Annotated in this window: 12 protein-coding genes and 8 pseudogenes; 12 read left to right on the top strand and 8 right to left on the bottom strand. The window is 53.9% G+C overall.

Annotated features, from left to right (window positions below; genetic code table 11):
- Nucleotides 1-1050 (top strand): IS66 family transposase (tnpC, locus tag G434_RS06850; RefSeq protein WP_024193851.1); only part of this gene is annotated, 1050 nt, incomplete at its 5' end.
- Nucleotides 1051-1089: 39 nt separating this feature from the next.
- Nucleotides 1090-1167: pseudogene (locus G434_RS30535) on the top strand (DUF6404 family protein); the annotation flags it as partial.
- Nucleotides 1168-1288: 121 nt separating this feature from the next.
- Here G434_RS30535 and G434_RS06855 read toward each other — a convergent pair.
- Entirely contained in the window at nt 1289-2647 is a 1359-nt protein-coding gene (locus tag G434_RS06855; RefSeq protein WP_000823243.1) for an esterase-like activity of phytase family protein, read from the bottom strand.
- A 281-nt stretch (nt 2648-2928) separates the two neighbouring features.
- Between G434_RS06855 and G434_RS29965 the strand changes: the two are divergent.
- Nucleotides 2929-3060: pseudogene (locus G434_RS29965) on the top strand (IS3 family transposase); the annotation flags it as partial.
- Between the two features lie 64 nt (nt 3061-3124).
- A pseudogene (locus G434_RS30790) lies at nt 3125-3255 on the top strand (IS5/IS1182 family transposase); the annotation flags it as partial.
- A gap of 124 nt (nt 3256-3379) precedes the next feature.
- Here the strand turns inward: G434_RS30790 and G434_RS06860 are convergent.
- The 3 genes and pseudogenes from G434_RS06860 to G434_RS30785 form a co-directional block, all read right to left on the bottom strand.
- Nucleotides 3380-3673: a biofilm development regulator YmgB/AriR family protein gene (locus tag G434_RS06860; protein WP_001309172.1), complete on the bottom strand. Its 294-nt coding sequence runs from the start codon at nt 3671-3673 to the stop codon at nt 3380-3382.
- 303 nt (nt 3674-3976) lie between these two features.
- Nucleotides 3977-4081: pseudogene (locus tag G434_RS28155) on the bottom strand (IS3 family transposase); the annotation flags it as partial.
- Nucleotides 4075-4279, bottom strand: a pseudogene (locus G434_RS30785) (hypothetical protein); the annotation flags it as partial. The pseudogenes G434_RS28155 and G434_RS30785, both read right to left, overlap by 7 nt.
- A gap of 37 nt (nt 4280-4316) precedes the next feature.
- Between G434_RS30785 and G434_RS31115 the strand changes: the two are divergent.
- Nucleotides 4317-4388: pseudogene (locus G434_RS31115) on the top strand (hypothetical protein); the annotation flags it as partial.
- 10 nt (nt 4389-4398) lie between these two features.
- Here G434_RS31115 and G434_RS29270 read toward each other — a convergent pair.
- Nucleotides 4399-5096 (bottom strand): annotated as a pseudogene (locus tag G434_RS29270) (IS1-like element IS1F family transposase).
- Nucleotides 5097-5182: 86 nt separating this feature from the next.
- Nucleotides 5183-5251 carry a protein YkiE gene (gene ykiE / locus G434_RS30530; protein ID WP_211180522.1) on the bottom strand — a complete coding sequence of 23 codons (69 nt, stop codon included), beginning with the start codon at nt 5249-5251 and terminating at the stop codon, nt 5183-5185.
- A 136-nt stretch (nt 5252-5387) separates the two neighbouring features.
- Between ykiE and fecI the strand changes: the two genes are divergently transcribed.
- The 7 genes from fecI (at nt 5388) to fecE (ending at nt 12933) form a co-directional block, all read left to right on the top strand.
- A complete protein-coding gene (fecI, locus tag G434_RS06875) occupies nt 5388-5909 on the top strand; it encodes an RNA polymerase sigma factor FecI (protein ID WP_001283626.1) in 522 nt (173 codons plus the stop codon).
- Nucleotides 5906-6859, top strand: a complete 954-nt coding sequence (fecR, locus tag G434_RS06880) for a ferric citrate uptake sigma factor regulator FecR (RefSeq protein WP_001068910.1) — start codon at nt 5906-5908, stop codon at nt 6857-6859. The genes fecI and fecR overlap by 4 nt, the downstream gene beginning before the upstream one ends.
- A gap of 86 nt (nt 6860-6945) precedes the next feature.
- Nucleotides 6946-9270, top strand: a complete 2325-nt coding sequence (fecA, locus tag G434_RS06885; protein WP_000188283.1) for a TonB-dependent Fe(3+) dicitrate receptor FecA — start codon at nt 6946-6948, stop codon at nt 9268-9270.
- Between the two features lie 44 nt (nt 9271-9314).
- Nucleotides 9315-10217, top strand: a complete 903-nt coding sequence (gene fecB, locus G434_RS06890) for a Fe(3+) dicitrate ABC transporter substrate-binding protein FecB (protein WP_000879155.1) — start codon at nt 9315-9317, stop codon at nt 10215-10217.
- Entirely contained in the window at nt 10214-11212 is a 999-nt protein-coding gene (fecC, locus tag G434_RS06895) for an iron-dicitrate ABC transporter permease FecC (protein WP_000125187.1), read from the top strand. Before fecB ends, fecC begins: the two co-directional genes overlap by 4 nt.
- Complete coding sequence (gene fecD, locus G434_RS06900; protein ID WP_000684852.1) at nt 11209-12165, top strand: Fe(3+) dicitrate ABC transporter permease subunit FecD; 957 nt, start codon at nt 11209-11211, stop codon at nt 12163-12165. The genes fecC and fecD overlap by 4 nt, the downstream gene beginning before the upstream one ends.
- Nucleotides 12166-12933 (top strand): Fe(3+) dicitrate ABC transporter ATP-binding protein FecE, encoded by a 768-nt coding sequence (gene fecE, locus G434_RS06905; RefSeq protein ID WP_000175457.1) that lies wholly within the window; start codon nt 12166-12168, stop codon nt 12931-12933.
- A gap of 556 nt (nt 12934-13489) precedes the next feature.
- On the opposite strand, the gene G434_RS29955 is transcribed toward fecE, so the two are convergent.
- Together G434_RS29955 and G434_RS28130 are read right to left on the bottom strand one after the other, a co-directional pair.
- Nucleotides 13490-13747 carry an NAD(P)-binding domain-containing protein gene (locus G434_RS29955; protein ID WP_000177057.1) on the bottom strand — a complete coding sequence of 86 codons (258 nt, stop codon included), beginning with the start codon at nt 13745-13747 and terminating at the stop codon, nt 13490-13492.
- Nucleotides 13748-13829: 82 nt separating this feature from the next.
- Nucleotides 13830-14297 (bottom strand): annotated as a pseudogene (locus tag G434_RS28130) (IS3 family transposase); the annotation flags it as partial.

Below are 14297 nucleotides of genomic sequence, written 5' to 3'. Positions count from 1 at the left end.
CTGTTGCCTGCGGCGCCGTGCTGCCCGAACTGCGGCGGTTCACTGAGCTATCTGGGCGAGGATACCGCCGAACAGCTGGAGTTGATGCGTAGCGCCTTCCGGGTTATCCGGACGGTACGGGAAAAACATGCCTGTACTCAGTGCGATGCCATCGTGCAGGCACCTGCACCTTCGCGGCCCATCGAGCGGGGTATCGCCGGACCGGGGCTGCTGGCCCGCGTGCTGACCTCGAAGTATGCAGAGCACACCCCGCTGTATTGCCAGTCAGAAATATACGGCCGGCAAGGTGTGGAGCTGAGCCGTTCACTGCTGTCGGGCTGGGTGGATGCATGCTGCCGGCTGCTGTCTCCGCTGGAAGAGGCGCTTCATGGCTATGTCATGACTGACGGCAAACTCCATGCCGATGATACCCCGGTCCAGGTACTGCTGCCGGGTAATAAGAAGACGAAGACCGGGCGGTTGTGGGCGTATGTTCGTGATGACCGCAATGCCGGGTCAGCGTTGGCACCTGCAGTGTGGTTCGCTTACAGCCCGGACAGAAAAGGCATCCATCCGCAGACTCATCTTGCTTGCTTCAGCGGTGTGCTGCAAGCGGATGCGTACGCCGGGTTCAACGAGCTGTATCGCAATGGTGGGATAACGGAAGCTGCCTGCTGGGCTCATGCCCGCCGAAAGATCCACGATGTGCACGTCCGCATCCCGTCAGCACTGACGGAAGAAGCCCTAGAGCAGATCGGTCAGTTGTACGCCATAGAGGCGGATATAAGGGGAATGCCGGCAGAGCAGCGGCTTGCTGAACGTCAGCGAAAAACGAAACCGCTGTTGAAATCCCTGGAAAGCTGGTTGCGTGAAAAGATGAAGACCCTGTTCTTCGGCTCTGGCCATGGTGGTGAGCGGGGAGCGCTACTGTACAGCCTGATCGGGACGTGCAAACTGAATGACGTGGATCCAGAAAGCTACCTTCGCCATGTGCTTGGCGTCATAGCAGACTGGCCGGTCAACCGGGTCAGCGAACTGCTTCCGTGGCGCATAGCACTGCCAGCTGAATAACACATCCCCGTCAATACGGCCCTCGCTGTACGCTTACTTTTGTTCGGACTGCTTATGGCCTTTTTCCACTGGTGGCGCAGGAAAGTTAACCGGCTGCCACCATGGGATGACGTGTAAACCGTGCAGGCATGTTTTCACGTGGTGACGCTTTCATTGGGGGTCTACGCCGGAACCCCAATATTGTTCACATACATGAATTTGAAAAACTAAGCGATACTGCTGTCCGTACCTTATAAACTTATTTCAACGCTTCCGGCAGCGTCACAATCCACAGTTCACTGTCAGACTCCGGTTTCTCCAGTGGCTTCACTCTGAGGGTCGTTTCAACCTGCTTGTCGTCAAGCGTCAGCTTTCCTTCCGCGTTCACCCGATAATCCTTGAATGTCTTGCCCTCGACCGGATGTTGCATCGCCACCTTCACGCCAAAGTCGTTATCGTTCGCCACCGCCAGCGTTTTGCTGTCGATCAGCGCCAACCCTTCAGCCTTCTCCTGCTGCCAGCCCAAGGAGCGCAGATCAACAACCTGCGTTTTCTGCGCAAGGGTAATGCCGCGCTGTGACAGGGTTTTCTCATCATCAAACTCCGGATACTCACCCGGCTTGTCGAAGCCTGACAGGTCGCTCGCCTTATTGAGATCGACCTCGTAAATCAGGTTACGCATTCTGTTGTTTTTATCTCTTCCCTGTTCGATCAGCAGGATGTGCTGGTTATCGAGCGCCACGATGTCTCCGATTTTAGCGTCGCTGTTTTTGCTGTAGGCCGCGCTGTCGATAGGATAACCGTACATCGCGGTTTTTCCGCTTGCCGGATCGAAGCTCACCAGACGCGTAAACAGCGCCTTTTTCTTGCTCTTAGCGTCGATATCCAGCGTACTTTGCACGGCGACAATAATACGCCCGTCCGGCATACGGGTGAGGCCTTCAAAGCCGCGGTTCGCCTGACGCCATTTGAGGATATTTGGCAAACCGCCCGCAATCGCTTTTTCCCCTTCCGCCGCCTGCGGACCGTGGATTGCCAGGATTTTCCCTTTACTGTCGATGTTAATCAGGAACGGGCCATACTCATCGCACAGCCAGTAACCTCCTTTACCATCCGGAGTGATCCCTTCCGTATCCAGCCCGCGATTATCCCCCTTCAGTCTATGTAACGTGTCGCTGAAGGCCACTTCATTGGTGGAGCCAATCACGTCGCTTGCCAGCGGCAGACCGTTGATCGCGCCTTTATCGTCATGCAGAGGACGGGGATCGATGGCCTCCGCTTTGCCGTTTTGTACACGAATCGTCATCAGCAGCGGCGCGAAATCTGGCGTAACGAAAATTTTAGTTTCGTTTTTCCCCTCTTTCGGTGAATCCGCGTTCGGACCGCGATCGGTAATGGTTGCGAATGTCAGGGCATCGCCCTGTTTACCGGTGAACAGCAGGCCAGAACCTATCCCAACCGGAAGGCCGTTCGGGAATGCACTGGCAAATGCGCCGGCGTAGTTCACGTGCGTGCCTTCTGGAAAACTGACGACATAGCGCTCAGCCGTAGGTTGTGCCGCCAGGGCAGAGAAAGAGAGCGTACAACCGATTAGCACGGGAATAATTTTTCTTTTCATATTGTTAGCATCCATAAAGTGAAGATCACACTACACCATAAAGAAGAAACGAGTCAGGAAAATGACATCGAATGGCAACATGCGCGGGCCTGAGGCCAAAGAAATGTAAAACACTGTTGTTATTTGTAATAACGGAAACATTTACGGAAATTATTTGTCTTTCTTCGTGATCAAAAATGCTGTGTCTTGTTGGATTGGAGTGATGAGGGCTGCGTTTAGGAAACGCCCTATATTGTACGGTTGCATTATCGCGGTAGGGGTAATGCACGTGTCAGTATGATGAGCTGACCACACTCACGTGGGTGGACTGGTATAACAATCGACGATTGCTGGAAAGGCAGGGCCATATCCCACCGGCAGAAGCAGAAAAAGCTTATTATGCTTCCATCGGAAACGATGATCTGGCAGCCTGAGTTCACAGATAAAACACTCTCCAGGAAACCCGGGGCGGTTCAATTGCTGGATAAGATCATAACGATACACCGGGTTAAACAGGTGGTCACTGCTTCACTGAAGCTGCGTGATTATGATGGTCAGGTAGCAGAAGCTATGCCCATGATACAAAAATGACGAAAGCCGAAATGTCTGAAAGCGTGTGTATTACCTGAAAATATGACCGGCTCCGGGGTACGTAACCGATTCAACAAAGCCAATCGATATTACAAAACGAGAGGGACTATATATTTCGTTTTCAGATAAGACTCCTTGAGAGATTATCTTTTATGTAAAATCTCAAATATCACCTGATGTAATGTCAATGATAATATTAAGTGCGCTCTGAACAACATCTTTCTTGGTGTGATTAACATCTGACAAAAAGAACATCAGCTTCTTTATTATGTTCTTGTTGTTTATTATTTCACGCTCACAGAATAAAGCGTTGACTGCCTCTTCTATGACATTTCTCTCGTAAAAAAATTGAGAGTTAGCTTCATATAAAATATTGGCCAATTTTTCACCAAAAATCATATTATAATAATCACTGTGCATCTTTCTCCCCCAGGGTTCAGTCAATAATTTTACCATGCCTAATTATGACAGGTGTAACAAGCATATTTTGCTATATAAATAAAATACATAATACTGATTATTGTAAGAACAGGAAGCAGACTAATGGTTTTTTTTTGTGAGCACATTCCTTCTTATGTAGGAAGAGGCTGTATTATATTCAGTCAACTCTTTTTTACTAAAAACATTATCTATGCCATCAAAGTTGCCTGCTAGCTAATTTTTAGGATATCGCCTTGTCGTGGATTATGCACTCTAAACATGTAGAAGGTATTCATTACAAATACACAGACGGCCATCTTTTGTAAAATGGATGCCGTTTTAAGTGAGATTCTGATTTTCAAATTGTTCCGGACTGAGACCGCCACACCAACTGTACCATCGCCAGCGATTGTAATCGCACTCGATATAATTAAGTAAGTTTGCTGATTTTGCTGTTTACTGCGACAGATGTAAAGCTGTGGTGATTCATGCAGACTAAGTTCACGGACTCCGGCAGTAACACCGATGCATTCTGCAAGCTTCAGATCTTAACTACGAAATTCATGCGAATGGTGTTTACGTTTTTTTACTGGTTGAAACTGTTTTGTCTTGTGAGTCACCTCTGACTGAGAGTTTACTCACTTAGCCGCGTGTCCACTATTGCTGGGTAAGATCACAACACTTTAAAATGCCCTATATAGGGTTAACCAGTAATTATCTGTATGATAGCTTTGAGTTCGGGAGGAGGTAATGACTCCAACTTACTGATAGTGTTTTATGTTCAGATAATGCCCGATGACCTTGTCATGCAACTCCACCGATTTTGAGAACGACAGTAACTTCCGTCCCAGCCTTGCCAGATGTTGTCTCAGATTCAGATTATGTCGCTCAATGCGCTGAGTGTAACGCTTGCTGATAACGTGCAGCTTTCCCTTCAGGCGTGATTCATACAGCGGCCAGCCATCCGTCATCTATACCACGACCTCAAAGGCCGACAGCAGGCTCAGAAGACGCTCCAGTGTGGCCAGAGTGCGTTCACCGAAGACGTGCGCCACAACCGTCCTCCGTATCCTGTCATACGCGTAAAACAGCCAGCGCTGACGTGATTTAGCACCGACGTAGCCCCACTGTTCGTCCATTTCAGCGCAGACAATCACATCACTGCCCGGTTGTATGCGCGAGGTTACCGACTGCGGCCTGAGTTTTTTAAGTGACGTAAAACCGTGTTGAGGCCAACGCCCATAATGCGTGCACTGGCGCGACATCCGACGCCATTCATGGCCATATCAATGATTTTCTGGTGCTTACCGGGCTGAGAGGCGGTGTAAGTGAACTGTAGTTGCCATGTTTTACGGCAAGGAGAGCAGAGATAGCGCTGATGTCCGGCAGTGCTTTTGCCGTTACGCACCACGCCTTCAGTAGCGGAGCAGGAAGGACATCTGATGGAAATGGAAGCCACGCAAGCACCTTAAAATCACCATCATACACTAAATCAGTAAGTTGGCAGCATTACCGAAATCCCCATCCTTTAGGGCAGTGAGGATGTCAATAATAGCAGACCACATCATGAGTCATTCTGACCGACACATGCCAGAAGCAGAGGCTCCATCCCATTTTATACCTACCTTATAACACTTAGAAAAACAACATGTTAAAAATGTCTATTGGAAACAATTTTATTTCCAATTGTAATGATAACCATTCTCATATTAATATGACTACGTGATAATTAACTTTTGATGCACTCCGCATGTCTGACCGCGCCACTACCACAGCTTCCTTAACGTTCGAGTCGCTTTATGGCACACATCACGGCTGGTTGAAAAGCTGGCTGACGCGCAAACTCCAGTCTGCTTTTGATGCAGATGACATTGCCCAGGACACTTTTTTGCGGGTAATGGTCAGCGAAACGCTCTCGACGATCCGCGATCCTCGCTCCTTCCTCTGCACTATCGCCAAACGCGTGATGGTGGACCTGTTTCGCCGAAACGCGCTGGAAAAAGCGTATCTGGAGATGCTGGCGCTTATGCCGGAGGGGGGAGCGCCTTCACCTGAGGAACGCGAAAGCCAACTCGAGACCCTACAACTCCTCGACAGCATGCTGGACGGGCTAAACGGCAAAACACGTGAAGCGTTTCTGCTTTCGCAACTGGATGGTCTGACATACAGCGAGATTGCGCACAAACTCGGTGTTTCCATCAGCTCCGTGAAAAAATACGTGGCGAAAGCCGTCGAGCACTGCCTGCTGTTCCGTCTGGAGTATGGGTTATGAATCCTTTGTTAACCGATTCCCGCCGTCAGGCGCTGCGTTCAGCTTCCCACTGGTATGCCGTGCTAAGCGGCGAGCGCGTCAGCCCACAACAGGAAGCGCGCTGGCAACAGTGGTATGAACAGGATCAGGATAACCAGTGGGCCTGGCAGCAGGTTGAAAACCTGCGCAACCAGCTTGGCGGTGTGCCTGGCGACGTTGCCAGCCGGGCGTTGCACGATACCCGCCTCACCCGCCGTCACGTGATGAAAGGATTACTGCTGTTGCTCGGCGCTGGCGGAGGCTGGCAGCTCTGGCAGTCGGAAACCGGCGAAGGTCTGCGGGCAGATTACCGCACCGCCAAAGGCACAGTCAGCCGTCAGCAACTGGAAGATGGCTCCCTGCTCACGCTGAATACCCAAAGCGCGGCGGATGTGCGTTTTGATGCGCATCAGCGCACCGTCCGGCTCTGGTACGGTGAAATCGCCATTACTACCGCGAAAGATGCCCTGCAACGCCCCTTCCGTGTCCTGACCCGTCAGGGCCAGCTCACTGCTTTAGGGACAGAATTTACCGTCCGCCAGCAGGATAATTTCACGCAGCTTGACGTGCAGCAGCACGCTGTGGAAGTGCTTCTCGCCAGTGCCCCCGCGCAAAAACGCATCGTGAACGCTGGTGAAAGCCTGCAGTTCAGCGCCTCTGAGTTTGGCGCAGTGAAACCGCTGGATGACGAGAGTACAAGCTGGACGAAGGACATCCTGAGCTTCAGCGATAAACCGCTGGGTGAGGTGATAGCCACGCTAACCCGTTACCGCAACGGCGTGCTGCGCTGCGATCCCGCCGTTGCCGGGCTGCGCCTGAGCGGGACGTTCCCGCTGAAAAATACCGATGCGATCCTGAACGTTATCGCGCAAACGCTTCCCGTTAAAATTCAGTCTATTACGCGGTACTGGATAAACATTTCACCACTGTAAGGAAAATAATTCTTATTTCGATTGTCCTTTTTACCCTTCTCGTTCGACTCATAGCTGAACACAACAAAAATGATGATGGGGAAGGTATGACGCCGTTACGCGTTTTTCGTAAAACAACACCTTTGGTTAACACCATTCGCCTGAGCCTGCTGCCGCTGGCCGGTCTCTCGTTTTCCGCTTTTGCTGCACAGGTTAATATCGCACCGGGATCGCTCGATAAAGCGCTCAATCAGTATGCCGCACACAGCGGATTTACCCTCTCGGTTGACGCCAGCCTGACGCGCGGCAAGCAGAGCAACGGCCTGCACGGCGATTACGACGTCGAGAGCGGCCTGCAACAACTGCTGGACGGCAGCGGACTGCAGGTAAAACCGCTGGGAAATAACAGCTGGACGCTGGAGCCCGCGCCCGCACCAAAAGAAGATGCCCTGACCGTGGTCGGCGACTGGCTGGGTGATGCGCGTGAAAACGACGTATTTGAACATGCTGGCGCGCGTGACGTGATCCGCCGTGAGGATTTCGCCAAAACCGGCGCAACCACCATGCGTGAGGTACTTAACCGCATCCCTGGCGTCAGCGCGCCGGAAAACAACGGCACCGGCAGCCACGACCTGGCGATGAACTTTGGCATCCGGGGCCTGAACCCGCGCCTCGCCAGCCGCTCGACCGTCCTGATGGACGGCATCCCCGTCCCCTTCGCCCCTTACGGTCAGCCGCAGCTTTCACTGGCTCCCGTTTCGCTCGGCAACATGGATGCCATTGACGTGGTACGCGGTGGTGGTGCGGTGCGTTACGGACCGCAGAGCGTGGGCGGCGTGGTGAACTTTGTTACCCGTGCCATTCCGCAGGACTTTGGTATCGAGGCGGGCGTGGAAGGTCAGCTCAGCCCAACCTCTTCACAAAACAACCCGAAAGAGACGCACAACCTGATGGTGGGCGGCACAGCGGACAACGGTTTTGGCACCGCGCTGCTCTACTCCGGCACGCGCGGCAGTGACTGGCGCGAGCACAGCGCCACCCGCATCGACGACCTGATGCTGAAAAGCAAATATGCGCCGGATGAGGTGCACACCTTCAACAGCCTGCTGCAATATTACGACGGTGAAGCCGACATGCCCGGTGGCCTGTCTCGCGCGGATTACGACGCCGATCGCTGGCAATCCACCCGCCCGTATGACCGCTTCTGGGGTCGTCGCAAGCTGGCGAGCCTGGGCTACCAGTTCCAGCCAGACAGCCAGCATAAATTCAACATTCAGGGGTTCTACACCCAAACCCTGCGCAGCGGCTACCTGGAGCAAGGCAAACGCATCACCCTCTCGCCGCGTAACTACTGGGTGCGCGGTATTGAGCCACGCTACAGCCAGATCTTTATGATCGGCCCTTCCGCGCACGAAGTGGGCGTGGGCTATCGCTATTTGAATGAATCAACGCATGAAATGCGTTACTACACCGCCACCAGCAGCGGGCAGTTGCCGTCCGGCTCAAGCCCTTACGACCGCGATACGCGTTCCGGCACCGAGGCGCACGCCTGGTATCTGGATGACAAAATCGACATCGGCAACTGGACCATCACGCCGGGTATGCGTTTCGAACATATCGAGTCATACCAGAACAACGCCATCACAGGCACGCACGAAGAAGTGAGCTATAACGCACCGCTTCCGGCGTTGAACGTGCTCTATCACCTGACTGACAGCTGGAATCTTTATGCAAACACTGAAGGCTCGTTCGGCACCGTACAGTACAGCCAGATTGGCAAGGCTGTGCAAAGCGGCAATGTTGAACCGGAAAAAGCGCGAACCTGGGAACTCGGTACCCGCTACGACGACGGCGCGCTGACGGCGGAAATGGGGCTGTTCCTGATTAACTTTAACAATCAGTACGACTCCAACCAGACCAACGACACCGTCACTGCACGTGGCAAAACGCGCCATACCGGGCTGGAAACGCAGGCACGTTACGATCTGGGTACGCTAACGCCAACGCTTGATAACGTTTCCATCTACGCCAGCTATGCGTATGTGAACGCGGAAATCCGCGAGAAAGGCGACACCTACGGCAATCTGGTACCATTCTCCCCGAAACATAAAGGCACGCTGGGCGTGGACTACAAGCCAGGAAACTGGACGTTCAATCTGAACAGCGATTTCCAGTCCAGCCAGTTTGCGGATAACGCCAATACGGTGAAAGAGAGCGCCGACGGCAGTACCGGCCGCATTCCCGGCTTCATGCTCTGGGGCGCACGCGTGGCGTATGACTTTGGCCCGCAGATGGCAGATCTGAACCTGGCATTCGGTGTGAAAAACATCTTCGACCAGGACTACTTCATCCGCTCTTATGACGACAACAACAAAGGCATCTATGCAGGCCAGCCGCGCACGCTGTATATGCAGGGGTCGTTGAAGTTCTGATGTGTTAACGCCCGGCTTGCCGGGCTTTTAGCTGGAATGTGATTATGTTGGCATTTATCCGTTTTCTTTTTGCAGGCCTGCTGCTGGTGATCAGCCACGCCTTTGCCGCCACGGTTCAGGACGAACACGGCACGTTTACACTCGAAAAAACGCCACAACGGATTGTGGTGCTGGAACTCTCGTTCGCCGATGCGCTGGCCGCCGTGGACGTCATCCCGATCGGTATTGCCGACGATAACGATGCAAAACGCATCCTGCCCGAAGTGCGTGCGCACCTGAAACCGTGGCAGTCCGTCGGAACGCGCGCGCAGCCGAGCCTGGAAGCCATTGCCGCTCTGAAACCAGACCTGATCATTGCCGACAGCAGTCGCCATGCGGGGGTTTACATCGCCTTGCAGCAAATCGCGCCGGTACTGCTGCTTAAGTCCCGCAACGAAACCTACGCTGAAAATTTGCAATCTGCGGCTATCATCGGCGAAATGGTGGGTAAAAAGCGAGAGATGCAGGCACGTCTGGAACAACATAAAGAGAGGATGGCGCAGTGGGCCAGCCAGCTTCCCAAAGGGACACGCGTGGCCTTTGGCACATCACGCGAACAGCAATTCAACCTGCATACTCAGGAGACCTGGACCGGCAGCGTGCTGGCCTCTCTGGGGCTGAACGTTCCCGCTGCGATGGCGGGTGCGTCCATGCCGTCCATCGGCCTGGAGCAACTGCTGGCGGTCAATCCTGCCTGGCTGCTGGTTGCCCACTATCGCGAAGAGAGCATTGTTAAACGCTGGCAACAAGATCCGCTCTGGCAGATGTTAACCGCCGCGCAGAAGCAGCAGGTTGCTTCGGTCGACAGTAACACCTGGGCGCGGATGCGCGGTATTTTTGCTGCAGAGCGTATTGCCGCTGACACGGTAAAAATCTTCCACCATCAGCCGCTTACCGTTGTGAAATGACCGCGATAAAACACCCGGTGCTGCTGTGGGGGCTTCCCGTTGCAGCACTTATTATTATTTTCTGGCTGAGTCTGTTTTGCTACTCGGCCATTCCTGTTTCCGGAGCAGATGCAACCCGCGCCCTGCTGCCTGGACACACGCCAACGCTACCAGAAGCGCTGGTGCAAAACCTTCGTTTGCCACGAAGCCTGGTCGCCGTTCTGATCGGCGCAAGCCTGGCGCTCGCGGGCACGCTGCTGCAAACCCTGACCCACAACCCAATGGCCTCTCCTTCACTGCTCGGCATTAACAGCGGCGCGGCGCTGGCTATGGCGCTTACCAGCGCGCTGAGTCCGACGCCGATTGCAGGCTATTCTCTGTCATTCATCGCGGCATGCGGGGGCGGCGTGAGCTGGCTGCTGGTCATGACCGCAGGAGGCGGATTTCGTCATACCCATGACAGAAACAAACTGATCCTCGCGGGTATCGCGCTGTCGGCCTTTTGTATGGGCCTTACCCGCATCACCCTGCTGCTGGCCGAAGATCATGCTTACGGCATCTTTTACTGGCTGGCAGGCGGAGTGTCCCACGCCCGCTGGCAGGATGTCTGGCAGCTCTTGCCGGTGGTGGTCACTGCAGTCCCTGTCGTGTTGCTGCTGGCGAATCAACTGAACCTGCTCAACCTCAGCGACAGCACCGCCCATACGCTGGGAGTGAACCTGACGAGGCTACGTTTGGTCATCAATATGTTAGTGCTGCTTCTGGTTGGTGCGTGCGTCAGCGTAGCAGGTCCGGTGGCGTTTATCGGTCTGCTGGTGCCACATCTGGCGCGCTTCTGGGCAGGCTTCGATCAGCGCAACGTACTGCCAGTGAGCATGCTGCTGGGGGCCACGCTGATGCTGCTGGCAGATGTACTCGCACGCGCGCTGGCCTTCCCCGGAGATCTGCCCGCAGGCGCAGTGCTGGCGCTGATTGGCAGCCCTTGCTTTGTCTGGCTTGTGAGGAGGCGAGGATGAAAATTGCGCTGGTTATTTTCATCACCCTTGCCCTGGCGGGCTGTGCGCTGTTATCACTCCATATGGGAGTGATCCCCGTGCCGTGGCGCGCGCTGCTGACCGACTGGCAGGCCGGACACGAGCATTATTATGTATTGATGGAGTACCGACTGCCGCGCTTGCTGCTGGCACTGTTTGTCGGTGCAGCCCTCGCCGTGGCGGGCGTGCTGATACAGGGGATTGTGCGCAACCCTCTGGCATCACCGGATATTCTCGGTGTTAACCATGCCGCCAGCCTGGCCTCTGTGGGGGCTCTACTTCTTATGCCGTCACTGCCCGTGATGGTGCTGCCGCTGCTGGCCTTTGCGGGCGGCATGGCGGGGTTGATATTGCTGAAGATGCTGGCAAAGACCCACCAGCCGATGAAGCTGGCGCTCACCGGCGTGGCGCTTTCTGCATGCTGGGCCAGCCTGACGGATTATCTGATGCTCTCGCGCCCGCAGGATGTGAACAACGCCCTGCTGTGGCTGACCGGCAGCTTATGGGGCCGTGACTGGAGCTTTGTGAAGATTGCCATCCCGCTGATGATTTTATTTCTGCCGCTGAGCCTGAGTTTTTGCCGCGATCTCGACCTCCTTGCACTCGGCGATGCGCGCGCCACCACGCTCGGTGTGTCGGTGCCCCATACCCGATTCTGGGCTTTGTTACTAGCTGTCGCCATGACATCTACCGGCGTGGCCGCCTGCGGCCCGATTAGCTTTATTGGTCTCGTGGTGCCGCATATGATGCGTAGCATCACCGGTGGACGTCACCGCAGACTGCTGCCTGTTTCGGCCCTGACAGGTGCGTTGCTGTTGGTGGTTGCCGATCTACTGGCGAGAATTATTCATCCCCCACTGGAGCTCCCGGTTGGCGTGCTGACCGCCATTATCGGTGCGCCGTGGTTTGTCTGGTTGCTTGTGAGAATGCGATAAATGACTTTACGAACTGAAAATCTGACGGTCAGTTACGGGACAGACAAGGTACTTAACGACGTTTCACTCTCACTGCCAACGGGGAAGATCACCGCCCTGATCGGTCCTAACGGTTGCGGGAAATCGACGCTGTTAAACTGTTTTTCGCGGCTTTTAATGCCGCAGTCTGGCACCGTATTTCTCGGCGATAATCCCATAAATATGCTCTCATCGCGCCAGTTGGCCCGCAGGCTTTCGCTGCTGCCTCAGCACCATTTAACGCCAGAGGGGATCACAGTCCAGGAGCTGGTTTCGTATGGTCGTAATCCCTGGCTGTCACTCTGGGGGCGTCTCTCCGCTGAAGACAATGCACGAGTTAATGTCGCCATGAACCAGACCCGGATCAATCATCTTGCCGTTCGTCGGTTAACCGAGCTTTCCGGCGGTCAGCGCCAGCGCGCATTTCTGGCAATGGTCCTGGCCCAGAATACGCCCGTTGTATTACTTGATGAGCCAACCACCTATCTTGATATCAATCACCAGGTGGACCTGATGCGGTTGATGGGCGAACTCCGGACTCAGGGGAAAACGGTGGTCGCTGTGCTGCACGACCTTAATCAGGCTAGCCGGTACTGCGATCAACTGGTGGTAATGGCAAACGGACATGTTATGGCGCAAGGCACACCAGAAGAGGTGATGACCCCAGGATTGCTGAGAACAGTATTCAGCGTGGAAGCGGAAATACACCCCGAGCCGGTATCTGGCAGGCCGATGTGCCTAATGAGGTAGATTGCACAGGCCGTAAGAACCAAACCACGACTGAATGAAACTGGACTGGCGCCAGCAAGCCTGTTCAGACTGGGGCTGAACTTTTCCGGACTCTGAAAGATTACCAATACTCATCGTCCATCCGCTTGCTTTAGGCTGACATGTTCATAATCAACGCAAACCAGAGCTGTACAGGCTTGGGCGCGGCTTTCAAACCAGTCGTGATCACGGCAATCAATTTTGAACTCTGCTTAACGGACATTTCTGTATAACCCTTACGGCAACGAAAAACGCGAAGTTAAAATTTTAGAAACCCAAAAACGTGACATGACTAAGTTTAGATTTCAGGGGGGAGATCAAAAAATTTCGCTCTGTGCCAGAGCGGACATTCACGGAGCTGGTTCATTACCAATGAGGTTGGGCTTTTGAGGATAAATCAATGATCAGACGCCAACGTAAATCAAAAGCAACCCTGGAACGGAATTGCTAATCCAGTTTCTGACCATCGATTTTTCTAAAAAGTGTGCGTTTGCTACTACTTAGGTAGGTGCAGCTTTCTTAATCACCGGCAGCCACGTTATACAGGCCAGTTGATGGATCGATTGTTATCAATGATATCTTCATGAGTCGGTGTCTCACCCAGCTTACCGAAGCTGGCATAAAGTGAAGGCAGACGGGCCCGTCCTTCTCCCTTTTTCGCCAGAGGGAAAGCGCGAAGCATGGTGGCAGCCTCCCAGTCACAACAATAGGATGGTGTGCACGGCTGCTGACGCCATGATTCAGCGATAGAGCCGGAAAATACGGGGTCAAAGCCGGTATCATTAACCAGAGTCATCGTGACCTGTACTGCGGCTGGATGATCTCCTGCTACTGCAACTGCCAGGCGACCGCGGCTCCCTTCAGGTAGTCTGTTGTGGTCAACTAAAACTGGCCTCCGCGTTAGAGTTTTTCCAGTATCGGTTTTCTGATTCGTTTGGTGGTAACCCACCATTATATTCGTGCGGTCTTAGTGCGCTGTAATATCCAACGATATAGTCCGTTATTGCGTGAGCTGCATCGCTGAAGCTTACATAGCCCGTCGCTGGCACCCATTCGTTCTTCAGACTCCTGAAGAAGCGCTCCATTGGGCTGTTATCCCAGCAGTTTCCACGCCGACTCATACTCTGCCTGATCCGGTATCGCCACAGTAACTGCCGGAACTGCCTGCTCGTATAATGACTGCCTTGATCGCTTGGAACATCACCCCGACGGGCTTACCACGGGTTTCCCATGCCATTTCCAGTGCTTTCATGGTAAGCCTGCTGTCCGGCGAGAACGACATGGCCCAGCCCACTGGTTTTCTTGCGAACAGGTCGAGAACAACGGCGAGGTACGCCCAGCGCTTA

Source organism: Escherichia sp. KTE172 (genome assembly GCF_000408845.1).
Taxonomy (GTDB): Bacteria; Pseudomonadota; Gammaproteobacteria; order Enterobacterales; family Enterobacteriaceae; genus Escherichia; species Escherichia coli.
Note: the sequence above shows the minus strand (reverse complement) of the source record. Positions and strands in the feature narration are given on the sequence as shown.